This is a genomic window from Janthinobacterium sp. SUN073, assembly GCF_030397665.1.
Lineage (GTDB): Bacteria > Pseudomonadota > Gammaproteobacteria > Burkholderiales > Burkholderiaceae_D > Janthinobacterium.
The window spans coordinates 1-23847 of sequence record NZ_JAPUBT010000002.1; the positions used below are offsets into that span (position 1 = coordinate 1).

The following is a 23847-nucleotide window of genomic DNA, read 5'->3' on the forward strand; positions in this document are numbered from 1 at the left end:
TGTCAGGACCAGTTTTACCGCTTCTTCCCGAAGCTCCGGTGTATAGGTTTTTGAACGTGTCATAAGTTCTCCAGTTGGTGAAGTTTACCAAACTAGAGTGTCCGAAAAAGTCAGGGTACCTCATTTATCAAAGCATCGCGCGCCCTCTCCGCGTCATGGCAACGTGCGTAGAAAGAGAGCCGTGGGAACTTACATTGGACGACCTTCAGCATGCCATTCGCATTGCAAGGGCCGTGCAGGCGTCCGGCAAACTTGGCGACCTCCTTGCTGGATTGGTCAAGATCATCCTGGATACCAATCATATTTGCGATGCGGGCCAAATGTATGGTCTGCTTGGGGTACAAAGAGTTCAAGTGACTAGCGTGAGATCACGACAGACCCTGTCCGAAGACGAGCTTCGCTCAAAGCTGGAAGAGCGTAAACGCGTCGAACGACTGCCCTCCCGTCGAGCCTTTTGGGAGTTAGTACGTATTGTAATGACCGAGCGTCCTCAGTCGTTCATGGATGAACTTCGGTTCGCTGCGACTCGGACGATGATCATAACTGGGTTGCGCGCTGGTGAGGTTACCTTGCTTCCGGTCGACTGGAAGCGTGAACGAACTTATGTCGATGCGAAAGGCCACGATTCAGGACAAGCGGGGGGATTTTCCAGTGCACTTATGCTACGGCACTTCGCAGAAAAGCAGCAAGAGGAAGAATCGGACAGCCGAATATTGCGGGAAAATACACAGGCGGTACCGGAGATGTTCCGTGCGCTATTGACCGAAACCTTGGAAAGAGTTGCTTGTATCACAGCACCGCTCCGGGAAACGTTGAAAATGCAATGCGAAACTGGTCGACTGTTGCCATGGTTTCGCGAAGACGAGGTTGTCCCGTTCTCAGATATTTACACCCGTCTCAGTGGCAATCCATTTTGGCTTGACATAGAACGCGACCCTTTCATCAACGAGTATCGTAAGGATTTTGACCCGGCTATATTACGTGAGCTACACAAATTTCAGGCTGAGAAGTCCCTTGGATCTACCCGAAAGCTTGATATGGCAATTTACATGTTCGGAAATCGCCTGCAAAAGCAAATGCGTGCCGGCGAAACTAGTATGCGCTTCCGCACTTCAACAGGTGTTCCGATTTATGACGAAGCAAGAATATCTTGGAACAATACCTATCTGAATGTGGGAGAACTGGAGGAGCACATTCGAAAAATGACCCCCTCCAAAATGCCGGACCTCTTACCAATGACCGCCGATTCTGGTGTAATTCAGTCTTGGCAATTGCTCTTCTTGCATCCAAAGCGTTCTCTCTCCGAAGAGCGCAATGACGGGATTTGCGACGTTACGCGCTACTTTTCGATAAGTCGTCCTGACTCGCGTTTGGTCGGCATAGGACTAGGTGATCACGACAAGATCCCATCTCTGTTCGAGCGCTATGGCAAGACTAAGGCGGACCAAGAATTGCGTTTAGAGTCCCACATGTTGAGACACTTACAGAATACTGAGCTCTTCCGGTTAGGTGTAGCCGATACGATTATTTCGAAGCGCTACAATCGCCGCAGTGTGGCACAGAGCTATGAATACGACCATCGCAGTTTAGCTGAAGAACTTGAACAGATTTCGATTCCCGAAGAGGTTGAACTGTTGCTTGGAGAAAAGGCCACTACAGTAGCTAAGATGATCAAAGGCGGCAAGGCCAGCGGCCCTATTGTTGAAGCATTCGTCCGAATTCAAGCTAAGGATGGCGATGCTGCGGCGTATGAATACCTACGTGTCGAGGCCGACGGATTTCACGCAACCCCCTACGGTCATTGTCTAAATTCATTCACAGTGGACCCCTGCCCAAAACATCTAGAATGCTTTGCGAATTGCCGTCATCTCTCCGCAACAGGGCTGCCTGAAAACAAGGTAAATCTGATTCGCCTTGAAGGCAAATTTAAAGCAGCAATTGAGACAATACGGGCGCGAACATCTAATAGCATTGGGTGGAAGAACCAGCTTCAGCATGCTGAAGAAAGGCTTGCCGGAGTGCAAAGGCTTCTTGTTACAGCTGATGGTGAGCGGGCCTTCCCAGACGGGGTGGATCTGTCAATTCCGCGTGCGCGTGATGTGGTGGACGAATGAGCGAGGGAAAAGTAATGCCGGAACACGAGGCTGCGATGCTAGTAATTCTCGAGATGCTGCTGGCGGACGACCAGGACATCACCGCACGTGCCGTCGCGCGTTTGCACCCCACTATCAAAGCTGCGTCATCGATCACGCGTAACGAGTCCAGGAGTGCTCTTCTGGCTGACTACCAAGGGCGTCAGCATGAGTATAGGGCATGGCGTGGCCGAGTCGGAAAGCAGTCCGCTGTTGAAGCTGCTGCAGCGCTGGCCAAGAAAGAACGACGGATCGTCGAACTGGAAGCCAGCGTTCAAACTTTGACTGCCGCTCATGTTGCTCTGTTGCGTGCTGTTGGAGCAATGGGGGGATTCAGCAGGTGGGCGCAATTCTTCGAGGGTCATCAAGAGGTACTGCGCACGCTGACGGATTTGGGTGCGATACCGGATAACGTGACTAACATTCAAGAAGAACTTGCTACAAAGCACCTCTCACACAGAGCCAAAAGAAAATGAAGTGAGCGCGCCAATATGACTTTCTGATGCTTAGGAGCAAGAATCCACTTAGACTCCTGCACGCAGAAGCAGCTCGGAGGGAGCACAATGCAATGCATGTGAAATTCGTATTATGTTTACAACGCTCACATTTCGCTCTCCACGCTCAATCTTCCCCATGTGACTTCTATCAATCGAAGACCGATGTGCCAACTCCTCCTGGGAAAAACCTAGGTTCTTACGCAACTCACGGATAGTGCCGCCAATTGCTTTTAAGTAAACTTCATAATCTGAGGTTTTAGAGGCAGAATTCATACCCCATATTCAAATTATCGGGCAAAATAGGCCACGGCATTTACGACCCATTTTCAATGTGCGGGATTCAACACGTACTGGAGGTCAAGGTAGATGAGACCAACCAGGGGGAATTCGATGAAAGAACCTTTGCCACCTTTAATGGATCTAGTCGAGCTTAAGAAAGATATACTAGATAAACATCCGAGTGCTGCCCTCCCCTGCCAACTCTCGGATTTTTGGCTTGATAGGATTGCAGATAGCCTTGATCAAGTTCTGGAAAACCCATGCGATGAGTCACGCCACTACTTGGCGGGGCCTCTTGCTCTTGTCGCTCATTTGTTGTTTGCCCGTTCGTCGTCAAGTGAGCTGGAGGTTAGTCAGTTGCACCTCTATGAATACCTGTGTGAGTACCGTGTTGAAGTTGCCCTAGAGGTAATGAATCGCCGAACGGACCTCAGAGCTACCTCAGCCTCACTAGAGACTATTTTTACCGACAGACCACTAACATCCTTTTATGCCTATCCAAAATAAGCATCGACCCGCTACTCACGCCCGGCGAAGGCAGGGCCAAAGACAGCGCGCCTGTGGACCTATGTGTGCGATGACCGGCCCGCCGGCGATAGCGGCCGCCAGTAATGTGGTTCGCCTAGATAGAGGAAGAGAGCATGGATACTGCTAAGAAAGAGCGACGTACACGCGTTGGAATCATGCTCGCCAACTTTAAGCGAGAAGGCGGTGTGCCCGACGCTGAGCACATCGCATTGTTAGGCCGCTATATTGAAGGAACTGTCACTTTCGGCGACCTGTTCGATCACGCCCGGGAATACGTCATGACCACGCAGGAAGGAGAGCAAGCAATGTGCGATATCGAAGACGTTTCTGCGCAACTCGTTCGACTAAGTAAGGAGTACGACGAGCGCTGCACTACCTATGATGAGGATCGTAGACAGGCGACCTTGGCCAGTATCGGAATGAGCGCTGAGCAACGTAAGCGTCAGGACGCAGTCGACTTCGCGCGTTCTTCGTTATTTCTATCAGGGCCTAAGGTGACCGAAACCTGCGAACAGGAAGTCGCTCGTTTTGTTCGAGGAGAAATCAGTATTGACGAATTTTGCTCGCTAGGAGGTCCGTAAATTGGATACTGTTCTACGTCCTCAGTGATAACTATTAGAGAGTCGACCTGATTCCGCCATATACCAGAAACATCCAGTCGTTTAGTTAGCGCCGCTTTCCTCAGCCCGGCCCGCCAGCTCCCTTCTAAACATGCGAAGCGATTCCCATTTCAGAGATGAATGCGGAAGGACATCGTTGAAGTACATACCCGTGGGCTTGTTTCGGATTTTTCGCCACACTTCAGCACAGGGTCTAATCGGACGGGGCCGTGAAGCGACGCCGCAGAAGTTGGTAGCCGCCACGCCCCATTCTTAAAGCTACGCTCAAGTGGCCCGCCGAGCGAATATTTCGCGATGCTGCGCGAGGTAGCGGCGTTGCTCTGGGCTAGGAACCCTGCGCAGCCGCGCCGGCAGACCAAGCAGGCTCCGTTGTTCGGGCGAGATGGAGAGGCAGACGAGCATCTCCCCGGAATCGTCGAACGATATCAGATGGCTATCGAAGAGGGCGTCGATGTTAGCAGCCAGTAGCAGCCCGTTCTCCGGGTCGAGCCGCTCCATATTCTTGCTCCCGGCCCATGGCTTGATGTGCGACGCGCGCAGGACCTCGTGAACGTCGCAGCCGCTTACTGAGCAGGCGCCGTCCCAGAGCCGAATAAGGTCCTGGCGGAACTTGCCCTGCCCTAGCCGAGCTTGGATGAGCGCCTCGCGTGTGGTCGGGTCGAGCCCCTCCTCCCGCTCAATCCGGGCGATATCGGTGGTTCGGTCCGGCTCGTCGGAGCCGAGCCTGGCCAGGATGTTGTCTAGCGCCGGGCTTGGCTTGGCGGGTCGGACGGAGCTGGCGATGAGCGAAGCCGTTGCCCGCGATATCTTCTGGTAGCTGCCGAACATCTTTATGAGGAAATTTTTTCCGGTGATCTCGTGTGGGTTCAGAAGCACCGGATCGTCGAGCCAGTGGAACAGCTCGGGCGGGCAAATCCAATTGGCGGACCATTGAAGCTCCTGTGCCCAATGCGCCCAGAACTTGTCCACGTCGTCCCCATAGCATTTTTTGACGGCCGGGACGCTCCAAGTCTCCGCCCAGCGATCCATCCCGCCCGCGATACTGTTGGAGTATTCGCGCCGCTTCTGCGCGTGCTGCTCGGAGATCAGGCTTGTCGCGCCGCCCGCGATTCCGACCAGGTATTGGTGGCCCGCGTGGGAGGCAATCATGAAGACGAAAATGTCGCCGGGATAGTCGTCCAAGGGTTGTTTGCCGAACGGTTCAGTGTGGAAGGTCCGCATACGCCGACCATCCACGAGGACGGTCGAGTTCTCGGACGCGTTCCATTCCTCGTGCCCAAAGCCGTGGTCCTTGGGATAGCCAGAGGTAACCTTCTCACCGCTCGGGCCTTTGTAGCCTTTAGTATTCCAAACTACGGGTTTCAAAAAGTAGAGCGGCATGCCGCGATCTCCTATCGGGTAGGCGAGTTGGGACAAAGAGCTAGAGCCTCTCCATGAATTCATTCTAAACGGTTTCTAAGATCCTCCTGTGAAATATAAGCTACATGGAGACTGCATTGAACCTACTCCGCTCAGCGTGCTTTGGCCGCAGCAACTACCTGTTCGCCGGCGCCGACGGCGAAGACGAACGCGCAGCGGCGATCTACTCGCTGATCGACACGGCCATCCAACTGTGAAGATCAGCGGACAAAATCACTCGCCCGCCGGTGCAGAAGCGCCAATCTTTGAGGTCTTGCCCAACACCTCGAAGAAGTCGGCCGCTGCAACTAGCACTGAGATAGCGTTGGCCGCACTGGTTAGCGCCGTGATCAGCTTCTCTGCTGCCGCGTGTACATGGGCAAGCGCCGTATCAGAGGGGCTGGAAAAGTGCCTCAATCATGGGCCGCCACGGCTCAGATCCGGCCAGAATCATCCCTTGCAACTTCACATATAACAGACTCGTGACGATTTACCCGAAGCTGATTTATATAGCGGCGGCCTTGCCGTTTGAAGGGAGCGACTCGATCTCTAATTTGGCGTATTTGACGGTCTTGAAAGAGTTCTCAATTATTTAATTGCCATCTGGAAATTCCTGTTAAATAATAGCACTTTCAAAAACATAGATATAAATCCCACACAATGACAGCGCCACAGAACCTCCCTCCTTCATCAAAACCACCTTTCTACGAAAGAATTCTTGATAAAGTTATCGAAAGCCCATTTGCTACGCTCTGGAACTTGACCGCGATTCTCGGTGGTCTAATTGCATTAATCTATTTTACGCAGCTTGGCTATCTACCTGACCTGGACATTAAAAGTTCGGCAGCGTTCTTCTTTGGAATTGCCGTGGTTAGTATTTTTCTTATCGTATTATTGGTTGTCGTCTTTAGCATTCCCAGCTGGATGTTACGCAGCGAAGTACAGGCAGCAGCGGCCCTTGCACAGAAACGTTGGGAACCAGGTGTCCGCGTTGCACTTAACGGGTTTCTTGCCGCATTTTTCTACTTGCTTATGATCGGTTGCTTTGGCCTTGATGCAGGAAACGAAGAACTGGCAGGCTATATTAAATGGGTCAGTAGTATCGGGATGATGACCTGTATCATACTTATCGCACTCACTGTCTTCAAGCCTATTCTTTATAATTTTACACTTCTGCTTGCATGGTTAATGGTCACGCCTTCATTCTGGTTGTTGGCGATGTTACGCGTCCGTACGCCTGAAGGTCCACTTGCGTCACTGGCTTTTGCTGGAGTACTTATAGCAGTCATAGTTATCGCAAATGCAATATTGGCAGCTATACGCTTTGATACACGCAAGGCATGGTTGGTATCCACGGTGCTGGCACTGGCGCTGCCGATAACTTATTTGACATTGCCGTCTGACGGGCCGGGCATTCCTGAAAGTGTTTTCAAAAAATTGTCACTTGGCGGCATAACCAATACCGTCGTTATAGTGAAATTGCCTGCCTGCGACGCGGTGAATGTGCTGCAAAAGAACGTTTGCATGCCACTTCCCGCCAAGCAGATCGGCTGCATTATTCCTACATTGATGGCAAACCGCCTTGGGGAATACCTATTAGTATTTGAATCGGGTGACAGGAAAATCAAGGTTCCACTGCAAAAAAGCGATGTTGTGGTCTGGAGCAGCTCCACAAAGAAGCCCACTTGCCAAATTGAAGTAGCGTCATGAAGAACAAAGGGCGTTTCGCTTTGACGGGGCCTTTGACCGGCTCGCGGCATTCGCGAGAGTATGGCGGGCGGCTCAGACTGACAGGGGCAATTCAGCTAGCTGTGCAAGCCAAAACTATCTTCAGCTTGCTGCCTATTACATCAACTTTATAACGATTGTTATTTTAAACTCTGATTTGTGAAGGTCACAGGGCGGAAAACAGTGCGTCCGCCTCAAACAAATTCCGCAGGATATTTGCAGTTATTTTATATTCTTCGGCAACAGAAGCAAGCGCGCCAATCTTAACAACCTTAATACAGCATCCAGCAAATTCCGGCACGTACGCCGTATAGAGAAATTCGCTAACCTGAACCTCCCTTAATACCAGTTCGCCGGAATCCGACCGAGAGCACTCAAATAGAGGTGCATCAACAACGATAATTGGGAAAGCGAATTTCAAATGCTTCGCATTAGGGGTGTCACGCACACTTGAGGAAATCACACTACATGCTTTTAGAACGCTTACAGATGCCGAATAAGCGTGGTCGGTACTACCCAACGCCTGCTTAAATGCATAGCCGCATGCTGCTCCGCGTGGCAATAGCTCTTTCATATCCCCGCCTGCTCTGAACGCCTTTGCCATAGCTTCTTTGGCATGAGGCGAGGAAAGGCAAAAAGCATTGATGTTCCGATAATTAGATAGCACGTCGTCCGCGACAAATACAACCCAAGGGTGCGCTTTTGACGACTTACACTCAATCACGCACGAAATCTCTACGCTTCCGTAAACATCAGGATCCTCCGCAAGTATGTCGATTTCCCTAGACTTCCCCTCTTGTTCATCTAGTACAACACTTCCTTGCCGCACGTCAAACCCCGCACTCCTAAAATGGCTCGCAGCTTCCATTTCTAATGGAAAGCCATGTTCAGAAAGCCACTTTTTCAAATTTTCTTTAAGTGTCATATGTTAGAGTGAAAATGTGAGCAAACAAAAAAGGTCGGGCAACTTTTAGTTTCTTATGCCGCAGCGATTATCTCCTCTCCTTTAAGCCAGGACTTGCGTCTACCGAAATCATAAGATACATGCTACTTTTTCAGGTGAGGCTTCAGGTAAGACTCGATGGTAATGATAGTCGCCTTCATTTCGTCGGAAAATGGATCTTCTGCATGCCCCAGCATGTCATACATCACGCTTCGCCGCCCGCCCCTAATATCTAACAGCTCATCCCTTTTATCACGACGTATCTGAGGATCTGATACTTCTATGTACAATTGAATTTCGTTAGATAGTTCACTTTGCATCGCAAATAGCGGATTAAATTTCGTATGAATTTCGTCATCCCAAACTACTTCACCTTCTAGAATCTCCGTCCGCAAATCATCGCGTGCTGCTATAACCTTCGCCCATCTTTCACGATATGCGTTCACCATTCCTTGATATTCCTTTTGCTCCCGATCCATTGGAGCGGCTCCCTCCACATCATCGGCAGGCCCGTATGACATGAGCGGGTAGCGGACTTCTCGAATCGCTTCCCGCAGCTTGTACGTATGTTTCAATAATCGACGCGTCAACTCATATTCGACACTCCCTTTAAGCTGACGATTCCATGTCGATAGTCCGCTCACGGCCACAAGCATTCCAACAAAAGCGGCCACAGCCAGCACTACGTCTTTAAACACGGCAATTGCTTGACACGAAGATAACACGACTACTCCTAAGTGGTTTTCCTCAACTTTACGTCACTGCGTGCCGAGCGGTACGCTGCGCTCACTATAGTTGGTACTGTAAATCTTACAACATTATGGCAAGACTTCATACCAGCGGTAAACACTCAGTCGAATCGCAAGTCGTCCGAAATCGCTCGCTTTCTGACTTTTTACCGCGCCCTAGCAAAAAAATTACGAAACATAGCCTTTTTCATTTCAGACATGCCATATTTACGGATGATATGTTTCAGGCAGCAAAGAGGCAATCTTCGCAGGCAGTGTGGTGCCGTTCCAGGCCGAGACGACTAAGCCGCGTAAGCAGCGGCGCAATTTGAAGCAAATCCATGGGGAGCTGAAAGAGCTAGGCTATGCAGGGTCATACGACCGCCTGGCAGCGTTTGCCAGGCAGTGGAAGGTAGGTCAAACAGAGTGGGGCAATTCTGAGAGCAAACGAACACCCGTGGGCTTGCTACGGATTTTTCGCCAAACTTCAGGACAGGGTCTAATCGGACGTGGCCGTGGAGCGACGCCGCCTAAGTTGGTAACCACCACGCCCCATTCTTAATGGCTACGCTCAAGGGGCCCGCCGAGCGAATATTTCGCGATGCTGCGCGAGGTAGCGGCGTTGCTCCGGGCTAGGAGCCCTGCGCAGCCGCGCGGGCAGACCAAGCAGGCTCCGTTGTTCGGGCGAGATGGAGAGGCAGACGAGCATCTCCCCGGAATCATCGAACGATATCAGATGGCTATCGAAGAGGGCGTCGATGTTAGCGGCCAGTCGCAGCCCGTTCTCGGGGTCGAGCCGCTCCTTGTTCTTGCTCCCGGCCCATGGCTTGATGTGCGACGCGCGCAGGACCTGGTGAACATCGCAGCCGCTACGGAGCAGGCGCCATCCCAGAGCCGAAAAAGGTCCTGGCGGAACTTGCACTGCCCTAGCCGAGCTTGGATGAGCGCCTCGCGTGTGGTCGGGTTGAGCCCATCCTCCCGCTCAATCCGGGCGATATCGGTGGCTCGGTCAGGCTCGTCGGAGCCGAGCCTCGCCAGGATGTTGTCTAGCGCCGGGCTGGGTCTGGCGGGTCGGACGGAGCCGGCGATGAGCGAAGCCGTTGCCCGCGATATCTTCTGGTAGCTACCGAACATCTTTATGAGGAAATTTTTTCCGGTCGCTCAATCCGGGCGATATCGGTGACGAGGCCAGGCTCGTCGGAGCCGAGCCTGGCGAGGATGTTGTCTAGCGCCGGGCTGGGAAAATTGGATATGCTAGTTAATTCCAACATACCACCATGTAAGTGATAATTTTTGTGTTTTTCAAATGGAAATTCCACGATCAAGTCGTGATTTTTATCCTTTATCGAAAGCCAACTCAGACTTAAGTATTTCGAACGCAAATTGTGCACTGGTATACGCCGCATACTCCTGCCAATCATCGTTTTTATTTGGGTCTGCAAAGTCACATACTGATTTGACAACCAATGCTTTCGGCCCGCCATTACCAGAATAGTAAGCGGCTGTCATAACTCCGAATGCTTCCATTTCAATACCGATTGTCGCTCGATGTTGGGCGCGTATTAGTTCAACCGTGGCCGGGTCCTCGAGGACCACTGCCCCTGATGCTATTGGCCCCACATGTACAGCAAGTTGATGCGTAGGCTTCTTATTTTTCCAATTCAAATATATCTGGTCAACGTAGCGTTTGCTAGCAGCAATAGAGCTCATCAATGCATGTAACTCGGGAGCCAATGGTACTTGAACTGGAGAACTAAGAAACTGCGGTTTGCCGTCTTTAACAGTTAGTTTTCCACTCCCCCAGTCCCACGAGGGAGCCGCAATCATAATATCCCCCAGATTTACCTTATTTGGTATGCCTGCGGCAATGCCTGTCATGATTAAATATTGAGGCGTAAAGGTCGCGCAAACAAAAGCTGAAATCGCGGCGGCCGCTGCCATACCCATCGTCGGCAGACTTGTAGTGATTACTTTCCGGGACTGCCCGTCCCTATCCATAAACGTACCTTCATAATAGACCTCCGGGCGGTCTAATAATTTAAGCGATGTCCAAGTACATGGAAGTTTCAGCACGGCTTCCAGTTCGGTGTGCGCTAATGCCGTAATTATGAAAACATCACATTCTTGCGAAACCTTAGTGAGATGCGCGATTTGAGTTGCAAGTATAGTATTTAGTTGGTCGTGAATAGCACTCCCATCAGCATCGAGTAGGAGAGTCCAACCTCTGTCCGCAAAAAAAGCTTGTGCGCTGCTAAAGGCGTCACGCTGAGCCGTTATACCAAGTATAGTGGTTGGTCTATTCAATTTCGGATCTAATTCGATTCGCTGTAAAAGTGACCGGCCACCATCAGAATCGATCTCATCTCCTAGACGTTGTGGAATATGCAAATCAAGAATCAACAAATCATAGCGATTCTTTGTCAATGCACTTATTGCATCAAAAGAACTCATTACATGTTTGACGTTACTAACTCCCAGATCTCTTAAAATTCTGGAGACGGATTTTATTTTCCCATCATACTGATCATCAACTATAAGTACATTCATTTAATAATTTCCTGCAAATGAGCATTTAACTGTCGCCGCCAATCATCCGACGACGCATTGTAATAAATGTATCCACGAAAAAACGGAGCATACTTTGCTTCGAAGCCAGCAACAAGCTGCTCTAAGCTTATGGTGCCTCGCTCAAAAGTACGGTATTGAGTGACTACTAAAACCGGCGTATGGATTGATCGAAGCCGCATTTGATCTAAGATCTCTCGTCCCGCAAAACTTTCTGGCTCATTCGGTGCCGAATCATCACTAACATCGGAACTTGGCAGGCTCATGTCTAAAAGCAGAAGATCAAACTTCTCAGCAATTAAAGTACGCCACGCTGACCTCAAAGATTCCTTTTCGGTGATTTCACATTTTTCATTAATCTGGCTCAGCGATAACTTCACCTGTGATTGGATATCTTCACGCTTTCCAGTATCGTCCTCAACCAACAGAATTTTCATGATAAATCACCTCAGAAAGTGAGTCTAATTTTATGGTAATTGTGACTTCAAATCGCTCAATATTAGTATAGCCGAAAGAGATTTCATGGGGGAGTTCCAGATCCTTACTCAACGCTTTCCATACCTTGAATAGCCCGCTCCCACCTTCGCCCTGAGCAGCAGTGATCGCATATGATTCTTTTCCATAATGTTCTCTATAGAAATCCAAATTCTTATTAGCTTTATGAATATCTTTTACGTCAGCGCAACTATTTGCCACGCATATCTTCAAATTTGAACCTTCAATTTTGAAAGAGGTTTCTACAACTAAATCGCTTCCCGTTTCAGATTTGGTGACGCAGTTATCAAGAAGTACAAATAGAAAGTCGACAAAATAACTTAATGCATTTCCCTTGTACAACAAACCTGTTTGATCCTCATGCTCAAAATGCGGAACTTGCGAGGATAGTCGTGCAATTTCAATGGACACCACTGACTCAAAATTGGTTGGGATGGCTCCACGCGAGCGAACAAACCACCCTTCAATGGTATCGATCGAATTGTTCAAAGCTAATTTTGCCCTACTAATAGCGTCAATCAACTTACTGAGATCAACAAATTCGCCAAGAGATTGTTGCAAAGTGCGTTCAAGTTCGATAAACGCTGTTAAAAGCTTTGGCCTAACAATATCATTTAGGTTCGTTCGTATAACCTGTAAGTTTTTTTCTGTCCGCTCCCAAAGCCAGATTATTATAGCTTTAGTAAAATCCGAGTAATCAATGTTTGTTGAAAGTTCATCTTGCAGATGAAATGCCTCAAGCGCAGTTACAGAATAGTTAAACATATTTTTGTTTAATTTTTCTGTTCTGGAAAGCCCTGAAATATCCTGATCAACGGCGAATATCTGCAACCAAGTGTCGTTCACCTCATCGATCATTCCATCGATCGTTGCAGAAAAATCATGAAATGCTCGATCTATTTCGGCCTTTTTAGAAGGCATAATTTGACACATTTCAATAAACCAGCGAGCATCATTCTTGTATACGCCGGTAATCAGGTTGCGAGAAAATAACAAATCCTCATCTGATATAGACCGTCTTAATATATTTGGAAGATGGCCGTGCCGAATACGCGTACTTAAATATCCTGCAAGACCTCTCACTCCAAACGTAAATTCATCACGCATCATTTTCATTAATTGAAGAAAAGTGCCATTCTTTTCGTTCAGCACCGTACTTTGAAGGTGAATTTTATGCATATTCGCCACCAGTAATGGCTCATCCCGCATAGCTTTTAAAAGCTTGGTGAACTCAATTTCATCAGCTGTTTCATGGTAGTCATTTCTGCGAACTAGACTAATATATCGTTCGAATAGCTGCCTATAAGGGATAGAGGTAGCAGCATTAGAAAAGCATCCCGTGTCTGCATAAATTCGAGAACTTTCCACCAATTTAGTTCCTGCAGCAATAACGAGTTGCCGATTTCTATACTTAACCTCGTCAATCATTTCCTCTACATTATGTTGTCGCTCAATAAGTAGCCGGCAAACTGATATCCGCCCTTTTTCAATATCAGCTAAAGTTTCAAATACAGGCAGCAGCTTCATAACAGAGGGAACCGCGACAAACTCTAGGAAATAGTTAACCAATTGTTCGTCTAACCCAATATTAACAACCGCATCAGGAGTAATGATGGAATTTCTATCCAAGAACATTTCGAAGGAAAATCTTAGTGTGGCATCGTTCTCCTCACCGACGAACCTAGAATGAAGACTCAACGCTATTGGTACCTCGATCGAAGTCGAGTTATGCACTAATTTTTCACAAGCTTTTGCTATGGAATTCGTGTCGAATGCTCTTTGAAGCGCAGGGTTGCCAATTATTGCCCGAACATATCTCTGAACCGCTTCTTCATGATTTCCCATTGCAATGAGTAGCGCTACCAACTCTCGCGTAGCATCGTGTGAAACAATCCTATCCGAATCATTGGCTAATACGCGTAGGATGCGCAATGCGCGGGAGTTATTTCCACCTTTGGCATACGATAGTGCTAAATATTTCGCTAAGCGCTTACGCTCGACGCCAACTGGAAAATCGGCGACTTGCTTTGGACTTCCGAGCGTCGAAATAATAAACTTAACAACTAAATGTTTTTCTGCAATATTTTCCAGAATGCAACGGAATTTTGCCCTATTTGGCTCTTGTAAAATAAGTAATTTTAGCGGCGTATCAATTCCAGAACTTGCCCAACTGATCCAGTTAAGCTCTTTGTTACCACTGTGACCAAGATAGATTGTTTCACGAATAATAAAAAGGTGCAGTTCCCGAAACCAGCTCAACCCTCCAAAGGATTCACATTGCGCAAGTAGGAAAGCATTAGAAATTCCAAACTCATCGTCTTTTTGAAGTACGGACGCCATGGTGCGCAGTAGCCTTCCCCGATATCCCTCAGGAAACCGCTTACACCTTGCCGCCGCCTTTGCCCAAGTTTCAAACAGAACAAATGTCTCTCCCAACTGAAGGTTAGCCTCCATGAACCCACATACGTCTTCGTAATCACCTCTCGTGTAAGCGTCCAAAATATCATATGCATTGGTCGGAACTGAGAAAGTGTCCACGACTCCATAAGCAACGCTTAGTGCTTTAGTTGGCGACTCACCTCCCATCTTGCCGAGCGCACTACCAACGTTTTTGACCAAGTCAGAAAAACGTCGATCAGGCGAACTGAATCTACTATAGAAGGTAAAGTCCTGAAGTGTGTGAAAAATATCAATCGGACAGGAATTCTTTTCAATTCGTAGCACTAACGAAAAATCCAAATCGAAATCAAAATTGTGCTGGACAATTTTGTACATCAAAAAATGTAAGGTCTCTTCGCTAAAAGTACGCTTAATTTTTTGTTCGAACGAGCGCGATTGACCCGACAAAATGTCAGCCTCATCTAAGCGATTCATTTTTAAATAAAGAACACCTGCAAAAAATCGATTGTCCTTGGCGCTACTATCTAGGTCAGTCAGTAACTGCCTTTTTTCTTCAGTTTTCCCTTGCGCAGTGAGTGCCGCACCTCGCAATGCCAAGGACCACATTGAATAGCCGGTTGCTTGTTCGAGTTCATCGATTGCAGCTTCAAAAGAGGCCCAGTTGCGGTCAAATAGTGCCGAGAGCATCTTCCCGTCAGCGTTCAGGGCTGCGTTAACGTCGCTCTTATAGAGATCAAGAATTCCCAAGCACCACGACACCTCCTTTTCAAAAGTTGCGTCGGGAGTAAGTTGCTCATAAAACTGAGAAAGTGGAGGACGGGAGAGATTAATGGCGCGAGAAAAATGTCGATGCTTTGCGACTTGACGGACCGCTGCACGGATCGCCGAGCTTGAAAGGAGGCCAAAAAATCGGTACATCACCTTTTTACCATCATTTGATGATGCAAGAACTCTCGAAAGTGGAGAAGCAGCTTTACGCGTTGAACACATAACGGCATTTTTTAATTAATTAAATTATATTGTTTGATTGCAGAACCTGATGATTTGTCGTAGTTCATACTTATCCAGGCAGAGGTTGCCAGTTGAGAAGCAATTTCGGTCTACGTTTTCAATCCGAATATCAGCCTAATTTCCTGAATGGCCCCACAACAAAAAACTCTAGGGTCGCGCTGATTAAATCAATTTCTGGAAATTTTTATCTTTAAAAATCAAATACTTACTTTTGATGTTCAAGTGAAAACCCGAATTAACCAGCAGTTCTCTAGGGTGCTCTTGCCTCCTAAAGATTTAACAATTCCTCTAAACTTGTGATGTTGCTTAGGTTGCTGATTTCATGGAGCTCTGTACCTAGCAGATGGCGCTCATTGCCCCATACGGCGAAAAGCGAGTTGGCGCCAGTATTTTCATTATTATTTAAATAGAAATTATATGTATCTAAGAAGAGCTGTTCAAGATATTTCGCCATGCGATTTGTGCATTCGTAGAAGGTCACATATAGCTCTTCCGCTTTTGGCCACTTGTCCTTTATATGGCGGTTAACTCTTGTTTCCGCAAGACCTTTCCCGACGTATACGCAATGCATTACATATGTGTCGTGGTCAGTGCAATTTTCGTAGTTGATCCACAACTGGTATATGCCAGTTTTTCCGCGCAAACCCTTCAAATAGTCCTTGTGTGTAAGGTCACTAAGCAGAAAAGCCTCATCAAGAGGAACCAACGTGCAAAATTTGCTTTCGTTCACTATCTCAAATGCAGAAGGCGGGGTGAGAAGCTCTTTTGATGCAATTTCATCAAAATCAACATAGGTGGGATTTTGACACAGGAAACTTCCATCGTAGCAGCTGGACATTTTTGTAACTTATCATAGCAAAAAAGGGCCTCCATTATGGAGGGCTTTAGGGCCCTGTAACAGGGCCACAATTATTCACTTCTGTCTATTCTCAGACTGGACAACCGCGCCAAAGGCCGCTGTTCGCGCTCCCGTTCCGTTCACAAACAGGATTTTTTCAGTCACAACTTTTTACCTTAGGTTCGCGAAGCCACGGGAGTTCTTCGTTTTTACTTTGCCGTCAATCAACTAACTATGACACATAGATGCAGTATTTGCAACTTTAATTGCCAACAGCCATTCATCGTTCTGGTAGCCGACATGTTCACGGACTTGCAATATCGCGTCCGCATCGGCCACCGTATTGGCTCCTGGCTCCTGGCTCCTGGCTTCTGCAATAGGATGTCTTTAAAAGAGCTAGCGTTACTTCGTTCAAACCACTGCACCTCCTGCGGCATCCTACCGTTTGCAACGCAACAGCAAGTTTGTCTCATGACGATTTGGAGGCGAAGGGTGTTGCGTCGATAGTCGGTGAGCGCGCAACGAAGTACCAATATGAGGAAGAGCAACACAAAAAACGTTCTTGCAAAGATTCTACTCCTACTAGAAACCGCAACATCATTCCCTAAGTACCAAGATTGCGAAGTTAAGGATGAATTCGTCAAATGCCCCTTTTTGTAACTTGTACAATCGAAAATGCGATTTTAGCCGTTTGCGCGCCGCCTGGCGCCCTGACTTTTTCGTCATGGGTTTGTGCAGTCCCTTTGCGCTTCGATACGCTGGCCAGCTCCAGGCTGGCGCGCAGGAATCCTGGTGTTTGCTACCGCGCGCTGCGTTGCTCGTCTGTCTGCCGGTGCAATGCTGGCGGGTCCGCGTGCCTGTCTGCGCACTGCCTGCCAAGCCGGCGCCTTGCCTGGCCGCAGATCTGGCGCGTCCATGCGGCTGCTCGTGTGGCTGGGAAACTTCGGCCGCGATCTGCCACGGCTACCGTACGCCAAACTGTCCATGTGGACCACTGCGATGAATTTGACCAGGCATTGGCGGCCAGGCATGGCTCAACGGACGCGGCGCGTTGATGGCACAGCGGCTGCGCCATCAATCGCTTTCCGGACGGCTTGCGTCATGTTTGCGCCCGGGCCGCAAGGCAGCGCGCCGCGTTGCGGCTTGCCGCCGCCATCGTCCACGTCGCGCACGATTGCATTGCAAATCCATAACAATGTGTGTGCCGGGACTTGCTCGTGTAAGATTGCCCGCCTTATCTCTTTTGCCGGGCATGCCTTGACTTCCTCGACGTTTTTTTCGGTGAAACACAATAATGAAATCAAGGGTTTGCAGGCGATTATGAAGGCAAAGTCTCAAGATATTTCGCGCTATCTGCTGCGCGCGGGCGTCGCGCTGGCCACCGCGACCGCCTTGTCCGCCTGTGCCAGCAAGCCCGGCCCATGGCCTGCGCGCGCCCTGCCTGCAAACGCTGCCGTGATGGTCGACGCCACGCAATTTCTGTCCAGAAAGCAACTGGTGGACTGGCAATATGACCTGGACGGGCGCCTGTTGCGCGCCACGGGATCGCCCCGGCATGAAGCGTATATCGACGTGTTGCATGAACGCCTGGCGCGCGCCGGTGTCAAACAGCTGCGCTTTGAACCGGTCAGCTTGCGGCAATGGTCGGTGGAGGCGGAACACTGGGGCCTGGAAGTGCTGGATGGAGAGCGGCCCCGCGTGCTGACTTCGGCTGGCTATATTCCATATTCGGGCGTCACGCCGCCGTCCGGCATTACGGGACGCATCGTCTACCTGGCGCCCAATACCAAGCCCGATGCCAGCCTGGCGGGCAAGCTGGTGCTCGTCGAGATGCCTGAAGTGGCGTGGACGGGCCAGGTTTTCCATCAGACGCCCGTGCACGTCCACGACCCGGAGCGCGCCATGGGGCCGGACACGCCGTATGCGCGTCCATTTCAGATGCTTGGGGCGTTCATTTCGCTGCTGGACAGCCTGCAGGCGGCCGGTGCGGCGGGCGTGATCGTCATTCTGGATACGCCTTCCTTGGCGGCGGACGGCCTGTATGCACCCTGCGACGGCGTGGTGCGCCAGTTGCCCGGCGTGTTTATCGACCGCGGCCGTGGCCAGCGCCTGCGCGACCGCGTGCTGGCGGGCACGGCGCCTGTCTTGCGGCTGACCATGGCGGCCACCGTGCGGCAGGTGCAGACGCGCAACCTGGTCGGCATCATCCCCGGCAAGTCGGATGAATTGATGGTGCTGGCTAGCTACACGGATGGCACGAACGGGCTGGAAAACAATGGACCGAACGCGATCGTCGACATGGCTCAGTACCTGGCGCGCCTGCCGCAAAACAGCTTGCCGCGCAGCGTCATGCTGCTGCTGACGGGCGGTCATCTCGCGGGCGGCGCGGGCATCGCGCAATTTATGGATCGCCACAAGGAGGATGGCTTGACGCAGCGCATTGCCGCGATGCTCGGCATCGGGCAACTGGGCGCGTTGGAAGTGCTGCCCGACAGCAACGGCTATTTGCATCTCACGGGCAGGTCCGAGCCGGCCGTCCTGCTTTCACCGCGCACGCCTGCCCTGATGGATGCGTCCTACGCCATGCTCAGGCAGGCCAATGTGGCACCCGCGTTCGTGCTGCCGCCTGCCAATTCCGGCGGCGATGGCAGTGCGCAGAGGGCCGCCTGGCCCGATGCAGGCCAGACGTTCCGGGCGGCGCAACGCCTACCCACGCTAAATTATGTCAAGGCGCCGACCTACCAGTTCAGCTATGGCATCGGCACGGTGACCCAGGTGGACTACCGGCTGATGCAGCGCGAAACCGTGGCCTTGACGCAAATGATGCTGGATCTGTCGCGCGTGCCGTATGCCGATTTGCGCAAGGAAACAGCGCCGTAGCAGCCGCAAGAGCTTCCCTGGCGTCCTCCTCCCTTCCCCGCCCTGCTCCCGGCGCTCTTCCGTACACCATACCAGCGCACTGGAAAACAGGCACTGGCATGGCCCGCATCGCCCATCCGCTGGGGCAAGGCTGGGACTGGTATTGTGATCTTGCGCAAAGAATAAAACCAGTTGACGACCACTTGCAATGCCTGCACTCTGAAAAATCGGACGGTGTCCAGCCGCCCGGCCAAGATAAAAACACACAAGGAGATGCGATGCACCGGACAGTCATGAATAGCCTCATCATTACCCTCTTCGGCGGGACCTTGGCCGCTTGCGGCGGCGGCGGTGGCGACGGCGCGAGCCAGCTGTTGGCTGGCGCCGCCGAAGCGGTGGCCTGCTACGCGCCGTGGAACAGCGGCACCGCCTATAACGGCGGCGGCAAGACCAGTTATAACAACGTCAATTACACGGCCAACTGGTGGACGCAAGGCAATAACCCATCGACCAGCAGCGGCGGTGCTGGCAGCGGCCAGCCCTGGACGGTGGTAGGAGACTGCGGCACGCCGCCCCCCACTCCTACGCCAACTCCGACACCCACGCCTACCCCAACTCCTACGCCGACTCCCACCCCGACGCCGACGCCCACTCCTACCCCGACACCTACTCCGACGCCTACTCCGACACCGACACCCACCGGCCTGGCCAGGCACGCGCTGATCGGCTACTGGCACAACTTCACCAACCCCAGCGGCGCCACGTATCCGATCAGCCAGGTCAGCGACGACTGGGATGTGATCGTCGTCTCGTTCGGCGACAACGCGGGCGGCGGCAATGTCAGCCTGACCATCGATCCGGGCGCGGGCACGGAAGCGCAGTTCATCGCCGACGTGGCCGCCAAACGGGCCAAGGGCAAGAAAGTCATCCTGTCGCTGGGCGGGCAAAACGGTTCCGTGTCCGTCGGCAACACGGCCGAAGCGACGAATTTCACGAACAGCCTGTACGCCATCATCACCAAATATGGCTTCGACGGCATCGACCTGGACCTGGAAAATGGCGTGGCGCAAGGCGCGGCCATCCAGACCTATCTGCCGATCGCCGTGAAAAACCTGAAAACCAAGGTCGGCAGCAGCTTTTATTTGTCGATGGCACCGGAATGGGTGTACGTGGAGGGGGGATACACGAGCTACGGCAGCATCTGGGGCGCCTACATTCCCATCATCAATGCCTTGCGCAGCGAGCTGACGGTGCTGCACCCGCAGTACTACAACAATGGCGACATCTACACGCCGTACGCCACGGGCGCCATCAAGGCCGGTTCGGCCGACCAGCTGGTGGCCACGGCGCGCATGCTGATCGAGGGATTTAACTATGGCGGCAATACCTTTGCCGGCCTGCGTCCGGACCAGGTGGGCTTCGGCGTGCCGTCGGGCCGCAGCTCGGCCGGCTCCGGTTTTACGACGAATGCCGACGTCAGCAACGCCCTGAATTGCCTGACGCGCCTGCTCAATTGCGGCACCATCAAGCCGCTGCAGGCGTATCCGGACTTCCGCGGCGTGATGACGTGGTCGATCAACTGGGACCGCCACGACGGCTATAACTTCTCCGTGCCGACAAAGACCGTGCTGAAGACCCTGCCGTAAGCGGCTTTACCGTGTTGCGCATGGGGGCAACAAGCTCACATGCGCAGCAGCGCCGCGCCCAGCAAGCGCATGTGCAGCGCAATGCCCTGGCGCAGCGCCTCCCCTCCCCCTTGCGTGTGCTTGATGCCATCCATGGTCGCCACCAGCAAGGCGGCCACTTGCGCGGCCGTCGCGTCCACCCGGCGCAGCGCGATATCGCCCGCCGCTTCGGCCTGTTCCAGCACGCCGGCCAATGACGCCACCAAGCTTGCCCGCGCGCTCAAGGTGATGTCGGCGGCCAGGGTCATGTTGGCATCGAACAATTCCTGCCCATGCGCGCTGGCCGAAATTTCCGCCATCAAGCCTTGCTGGAAGGCCAGCAGCGCCGTTTCGATGCGCGTGAACACGGGGCCGGGTTCTGCCAGCGCCGCCGCCACTTGCGCCATCACGCTGGCATGAGCCCGTTCGGAGCCGGCGCGAAACACGTCTTCCTTGTTCTTGAAATGCAAATACAGCGCGGCGCGCGACATATCGGCCGCCTGCGCGATGTCGAGCATGGAGGTCTTGCGGTAGCCGTAACGGCAAAACACGGCCAGCGCCGCATCGAGGATCTGCTGGCTTTTAGGGGTATCGGTCGTCATGCGGACATGTTGACACTATGGTCATATAGTGTCAACATGACTTTTGGACAAAAAACGTCAAAATGTCAATCCCTCTCCCCTACAGGACCGCCATGACCGATTTCAATGCCGCACTGACTGAAGAACAGCAGATGGACCTGCTGCGCCACACGGAACGCAGCCGTCTGCGCGCCCTCGTGGCCGCCGATATGCAGGCGGCGCGCGTCCTGCATGCCGACGACTTCCAGCTGATCACGCCGATCGGCAGCATGCTGTCGCGGGAAGAATACCTGGGCGCCATCGCCTCCGGCCACATGCGCTATTTGAGCTGGGAACCGGAAGCGATCAGCGTGCGCCTGTACGGCACGGCCGCCGTCCTGCGTTACTCGGCGCAGCTGGAAATCGTCTTCGGCGGCCACGCCGTGCCGCGCGCCCGCTACTGGCATATGGATAGCTATGAATGGTGCGATGGGCGCTGGCAAGCCGTCTGGTCGCAGGCGACGGCAATACGCTGACCTGTTTACATGCGGCACCATCGAGCCGCTGCGGGCCTGCACGGACTTGCGCGGCGCTCGTGGCGCCATCGCGGCCCGGCCCGCAGGGCGTCGCTGGCGCGCGGGAAAGCGTGCTTCATGCCTGCCGCTGTTGCGGACCGCGTGGCTTTGCCCTATTCTGCTGCTCTTATGGCAATTCCTGGGGCCATCACATTCATGTTCACACTGCGCTCCGCTATCGATGGCCTGCGAACCTGCCTGTCCGCGCGACGCTTGTGTGTGGCCGGGCTGGCTGCGCTATTCGAATTCGCCCTGTTTTCCCTGTCCTGGGAGGACCCGTTAGGCTACCTGGCGATGGCGGTCTTCCTGCCGGCGCTGGCGGCGCTGCTGGCGTATGGCCTGTTCGAGCGCTGGCCGCGCCGCTTGCCCGGCAGGCTGGCCCACTGGGTGTTGCAGGTGGTGGGCGTGGCGCTGGCGATCATGCTGACCCTGGCCAGCCTGTATCTGTTCAATACCAAGCCCGGTGCGCCGCCGTTCTGGCTGGTGCCGGAGCGGTTGCAGAGCTATATATCTCTCGCTTTCCTGGGATTGTTGCTCGGCCCGTGGACGGCGATGGCCGCCCTGCTGCGCCAGCGCGACGCCCGCGTGCGCGAAGCCGAGCGCAGGCGCGGTGAGCTGGAACGCCAGGCCCGCGATGCGCGCGTGTGGCTGCTGCAGGCCCAGGTCCAGCCGCATTTCCTGTTCAATACGCTGGCCAGCCTGCAAGCCCTGCTCGATGCGGGGTCCAGCCATGCGGCGCCCGTGCTGGCGCATCTGGTCACGTATCTGCGGGCCGCCGTGCCGCGCCTGAGCGAAGCGGCCACCCGCCTGGAACAGGAACTGGAAATGGTGCGCGCCTATCTGGTGCTGATGCAGATGCGCATGCCTGACCGCCTGCAGTTCGGCATAAACGTCGCGCCCGGCTGCGAAAGGCTGCAGTGCCCGCCGATGACCTTGATGACCCTGGTCGAGAACGCGGTGCGCCATGGCATCGATCCCTGCATGGATGGCGGGCGCATCGATGTGCTCATTACCGAGGCGCATGGCCGTTGCCATATCGAGGTCAGCGATACCGGAGCGGGCCTGCAAGCGGGTAGCCCCGGCCTGGGCACGGGACTTGGCAGCCTGCGCGAGCGCCTGGCGCTGATGTTTGGCGGCGAAGCGGCCTTGCGCATCAGCGAACTGGCACCCCACGGTTTCCGTGTTTCCATAGAATGCCCCGCATGGCCATGACACTGACCGCCCTGATTGCCGATGATGAACCCCTGCTGCGCGCCAGCCTGCGGCGCCAGCTGGCCGAGTGCTGGCCGGAGCTGCTGGTCGTGGCCGAAGCGCGCAACGGACCGGAGGCGCTCGCGCTGTTCGAGCGGCACCAGCCGGCGGTCTGCTTCCTCGACGTGCACATGCCGGGCCTGTCCGGCGTGGACGTGGCCAGCCAGATCGGCCGCCGCGCCCACCTGGTGTTTGTCACCGCCTATGACCAGTACGCGGTGCGGGCCTTCGAACAGGGCGCGCTCGACTACCTGGTCAAGCCGGTGCAATTGGCCCGCCTGGCCGCTACCGTGACGCGCTTGCGCGAACGCCTGGCAGCGATCCAGCCCGGCGCGGCCAGCGAGACGCTGTTGCGGCAACTGGCGGCGTACCTGCGCGCCACGCCGGCACCTGCACCGCAACCAGCGCCAGCTACGCTGCGCTGGCTGCGCGCCAGCGTGGGCCCGGCCGTGCGGCTGATACCGGTCGATGATGTCGATTACCTGAAGTCCGACGACAAGTACACGCTGGTTGCCTGGCGCGACGGCGGCAAGCCCGCCGAAGCGCTGCTGCGCAATTCCCTCAAGGAATTGCTGGTGCAGCTCGATCCAGGGCAGTTCCAGCAAATCCACCGGGCCGTGGTGGTCAACCTGCATGCCGTGCGCCAGGTCGTGCGCGGCGCGCACGAGACGGCCGAAGTGACCTTGAAGCACCGGCCGGAAGTGCTGCCGGTCAGCCGCTCCTTCCTCCACCTGTTCAAGGCGGAATAGTCCCCGGGCACGGCAGGGCCGCGTCAC

At 53.1% G+C, this 23847-nt stretch carries 21 protein-coding genes; 10 read left to right on the forward strand and 11 right to left on the reverse strand.

Annotated features, from left to right (window positions below; genetic code table 11):
• The first annotated feature begins 194 nt into the window (after nt 1–194).
• The gene (locus O0882_RS08015; protein ID WP_289946899.1) at nt 195–2114 is read left to right on the forward strand and encodes a hypothetical protein; all 1920 of its coding nucleotides are present in this window, start codon (nt 195–197) and stop codon (nt 2112–2114) included.
• A gap of 14 nt (nt 2115–2128) precedes the next feature.
• Complete coding sequence (locus O0882_RS08020) at nt 2129–2608, forward strand: hypothetical protein (RefSeq protein ID WP_289946900.1); 480 nt, start codon at nt 2129–2131, stop codon at nt 2606–2608.
• Nucleotides 2609–2656: 48 nt separating this feature from the next.
• Here O0882_RS08020 and O0882_RS08025 read toward each other — a convergent pair whose 3' ends face one another.
• Entirely contained in the window at nt 2657–2902 is a 246-nt protein-coding gene (locus tag O0882_RS08025; protein WP_289946901.1) for a helix-turn-helix transcriptional regulator, read from the reverse strand.
• Nucleotides 2903–3019: 117 nt separating this feature from the next.
• Between O0882_RS08025 and O0882_RS08030 the strand changes: the two genes are divergently transcribed.
• The gene (locus tag O0882_RS08030) at nt 3020–3415 is read left to right on the forward strand and encodes a hypothetical protein (protein WP_289946902.1); all 396 of its coding nucleotides are present in this window, start codon (nt 3020–3022) and stop codon (nt 3413–3415) included.
• Between the two features lie 134 nt (nt 3416–3549).
• Nucleotides 3550–4017: an antitoxin VbhA family protein gene (locus O0882_RS08035; RefSeq protein ID WP_289946903.1), complete on the forward strand. Its 468-nt coding sequence runs from the start codon at nt 3550–3552 to the stop codon at nt 4015–4017.
• Nucleotides 4018–4320: 303 nt separating this feature from the next.
• On the opposite strand, the gene O0882_RS08040 is transcribed toward O0882_RS08035, so the two are convergent.
• The gene (locus O0882_RS08040) at nt 4321–5436 is read right to left on the reverse strand and encodes an HNH endonuclease (RefSeq protein WP_289946904.1); all 1116 of its coding nucleotides are present in this window, start codon (nt 5434–5436) and stop codon (nt 4321–4323) included.
• A 678-nt stretch (nt 5437–6114) separates the two neighbouring features.
• Between O0882_RS08040 and O0882_RS08045 the strand changes: the two genes are divergently transcribed.
• Entirely contained in the window at nt 6115–7164 is a 1050-nt protein-coding gene (locus tag O0882_RS08045; protein ID WP_289946905.1) for a hypothetical protein, read from the forward strand.
• Nucleotides 7165–7348: 184 nt separating this feature from the next.
• Here the strand turns inward: O0882_RS08045 and O0882_RS08050 are convergent, their stop codons facing one another.
• The 8 genes from O0882_RS08050 to O0882_RS08080 form a co-directional block, all read right to left on the reverse strand.
• Nucleotides 7349–8107, reverse strand: a complete 759-nt coding sequence (locus O0882_RS08050) for a hypothetical protein (RefSeq protein ID WP_289946907.1) — start codon at nt 8105–8107, stop codon at nt 7349–7351.
• Nucleotides 8108–8229: 122 nt separating this feature from the next.
• Nucleotides 8230–8823 carry a hypothetical protein gene (locus tag O0882_RS08055; RefSeq protein WP_289946909.1) on the reverse strand — a complete coding sequence of 198 codons (594 nt, stop codon included), beginning with the start codon at nt 8821–8823 and terminating at the stop codon, nt 8230–8232.
• Nucleotides 8824–9424: 601 nt separating this feature from the next.
• Nucleotides 9425–9775 carry an HNH endonuclease signature motif containing protein gene (locus O0882_RS29075; RefSeq protein ID WP_354670255.1) on the reverse strand — a complete coding sequence of 117 codons (351 nt, stop codon included), beginning with the start codon at nt 9773–9775 and terminating at the stop codon, nt 9425–9427.
• A gap of 413 nt (nt 9776–10188) precedes the next feature.
• Nucleotides 10189–11400, reverse strand: a complete 1212-nt coding sequence (locus O0882_RS08060; RefSeq protein WP_289946911.1) for a response regulator — start codon at nt 11398–11400, stop codon at nt 10189–10191.
• Nucleotides 11397–11855 carry a hypothetical protein gene (locus O0882_RS08065; RefSeq protein WP_289946912.1) on the reverse strand — a complete coding sequence of 153 codons (459 nt, stop codon included), beginning with the start codon at nt 11853–11855 and terminating at the stop codon, nt 11397–11399. Before O0882_RS08065 ends, O0882_RS08060 begins: the two co-directional genes overlap by 4 nt.
• The gene (locus tag O0882_RS08070; RefSeq protein WP_289946914.1) at nt 11836–15303 is read right to left on the reverse strand and encodes a hypothetical protein; all 3468 of its coding nucleotides are present in this window, start codon (nt 15301–15303) and stop codon (nt 11836–11838) included. Before O0882_RS08070 ends, O0882_RS08065 begins: the two co-directional genes overlap by 20 nt.
• Nucleotides 15304–15592: 289 nt before the next feature.
• Nucleotides 15593–16162 carry a hypothetical protein gene (locus O0882_RS08075; RefSeq protein ID WP_289946915.1) on the reverse strand — a complete coding sequence of 190 codons (570 nt, stop codon included), beginning with the start codon at nt 16160–16162 and terminating at the stop codon, nt 15593–15595.
• 1034 nt (nt 16163–17196) lie between these two features.
• On the reverse strand, nt 17197–17466 hold the full coding sequence (locus tag O0882_RS08080) for a hypothetical protein (RefSeq protein WP_289946916.1): 270 nt from the start codon (nt 17464–17466) through the stop codon (nt 17197–17199).
• 16 nt (nt 17467–17482) lie between these two features.
• On the opposite strand from O0882_RS08080, the gene O0882_RS08085 reads away from it, so the two are divergent.
• On the forward strand, nt 17483–19042 hold the full coding sequence (locus O0882_RS08085; protein WP_289946917.1) for a M28 family metallopeptidase: 1560 nt from the start codon (nt 17483–17485) through the stop codon (nt 19040–19042).
• Nucleotides 19043–19314: 272 nt separating this feature from the next.
• Complete coding sequence (locus O0882_RS08090; protein ID WP_289946918.1) at nt 19315–20667, forward strand: glycosyl hydrolase family 18 protein; 1353 nt, start codon at nt 19315–19317, stop codon at nt 20665–20667.
• Between the two features lie 35 nt (nt 20668–20702).
• On the opposite strand, the gene O0882_RS08095 is transcribed toward O0882_RS08090, so the two are convergent.
• Complete coding sequence (locus tag O0882_RS08095; RefSeq protein ID WP_289946919.1) at nt 20703–21287, reverse strand: TetR family transcriptional regulator; 585 nt, start codon at nt 21285–21287, stop codon at nt 20703–20705.
• 92 nt (nt 21288–21379) lie between these two features.
• Between O0882_RS08095 and O0882_RS08100 the strand changes: the two genes are divergently transcribed.
• From O0882_RS08100 to O0882_RS08110, 3 genes are all read left to right on the forward strand, one after another.
• Complete coding sequence (locus O0882_RS08100; protein WP_289946920.1) at nt 21380–21781, forward strand: nuclear transport factor 2 family protein; 402 nt, start codon at nt 21380–21382, stop codon at nt 21779–21781.
• A 195-nt stretch (nt 21782–21976) separates the two neighbouring features.
• A complete protein-coding gene (locus O0882_RS08105) occupies nt 21977–23032 on the forward strand; it encodes a histidine kinase (protein WP_289946921.1) in 1056 nt (351 codons plus the stop codon).
• Entirely contained in the window at nt 23023–23820 is a 798-nt protein-coding gene (locus O0882_RS08110; protein ID WP_289946922.1) for a LytTR family DNA-binding domain-containing protein, read from the forward strand. The genes O0882_RS08105 and O0882_RS08110 overlap by 10 nt, the downstream gene beginning before the upstream one ends.
• The last annotated feature ends 27 nt before the right edge of the window (nt 23821–23847 follow it).

What these genes read in the sequence shown, in the direction of transcription:
- O0882_RS08065 (WP_289946912.1), bottom strand. Translation starts at nt 11,855, where the DNA reads ATGAAAATTCTGTTGGTTGAGGACGATACTGGAAAGCGTGAAGATATC.
- O0882_RS08030 (WP_289946902.1), top strand. Translation starts at nt 3,020, where the DNA reads ATGAAAGAACCTTTGCCACCTTTAATGGATCTAGTCGAGCTTAAGAAA.
- O0882_RS08025 (WP_289946901.1), bottom strand. Translation starts at nt 2,902, where the DNA reads ATGAATTCTGCCTCTAAAACCTCAGATTATGAAGTTTACTTAAAAGCA.
- O0882_RS08040 (WP_289946904.1), bottom strand. Translation starts at nt 5,436, where the DNA reads ATGCCGCTCTACTTTTTGAAACCCGTAGTTTGGAATACTAAAGGCTAC.
- O0882_RS08070 (WP_289946914.1), bottom strand. Translation starts at nt 15,303, where the DNA reads ATGTGTTCAACGCGTAAAGCTGCTTCTCCACTTTCGAGAGTTCTTGCA.
- O0882_RS08110 (WP_289946922.1), top strand. Translation starts at nt 23,023, where the DNA reads ATGGCCATGACACTGACCGCCCTGATTGCCGATGATGAACCCCTGCTG.
- O0882_RS08105 (WP_289946921.1), top strand. Translation starts at nt 21,977, where the DNA reads ATGTTCACACTGCGCTCCGCTATCGATGGCCTGCGAACCTGCCTGTCC.
- O0882_RS08100 (WP_289946920.1), top strand. Translation starts at nt 21,380, where the DNA reads ATGACCGATTTCAATGCCGCACTGACTGAAGAACAGCAGATGGACCTG.
- O0882_RS08020 (WP_289946900.1), top strand. Translation starts at nt 2,129, where the DNA reads ATGCCGGAACACGAGGCTGCGATGCTAGTAATTCTCGAGATGCTGCTG.
- O0882_RS08075 (WP_289946915.1), bottom strand. Translation starts at nt 16,162, where the DNA reads ATGTCCAGCTGCTACGATGGAAGTTTCCTGTGTCAAAATCCCACCTAT.
- O0882_RS08045 (WP_289946905.1), top strand. Translation starts at nt 6,115, where the DNA reads ATGACAGCGCCACAGAACCTCCCTCCTTCATCAAAACCACCTTTCTAC.
- O0882_RS08035 (WP_289946903.1), top strand. Translation starts at nt 3,550, where the DNA reads ATGGATACTGCTAAGAAAGAGCGACGTACACGCGTTGGAATCATGCTC.
- O0882_RS08050 (WP_289946907.1), bottom strand. Translation starts at nt 8,107, where the DNA reads ATGACACTTAAAGAAAATTTGAAAAAGTGGCTTTCTGAACATGGCTTT.
- O0882_RS08060 (WP_289946911.1), bottom strand. Translation starts at nt 11,400, where the DNA reads ATGAATGTACTTATAGTTGATGATCAGTATGATGGGAAAATAAAATCC.
- O0882_RS08095 (WP_289946919.1), bottom strand. Translation starts at nt 21,287, where the DNA reads ATGACGACCGATACCCCTAAAAGCCAGCAGATCCTCGATGCGGCGCTG.
- O0882_RS08090 (WP_289946918.1), top strand. Translation starts at nt 19,315, where the DNA reads ATGAATAGCCTCATCATTACCCTCTTCGGCGGGACCTTGGCCGCTTGC.
- O0882_RS08085 (WP_289946917.1), top strand. Translation starts at nt 17,483, where the DNA reads ATGAAGGCAAAGTCTCAAGATATTTCGCGCTATCTGCTGCGCGCGGGC.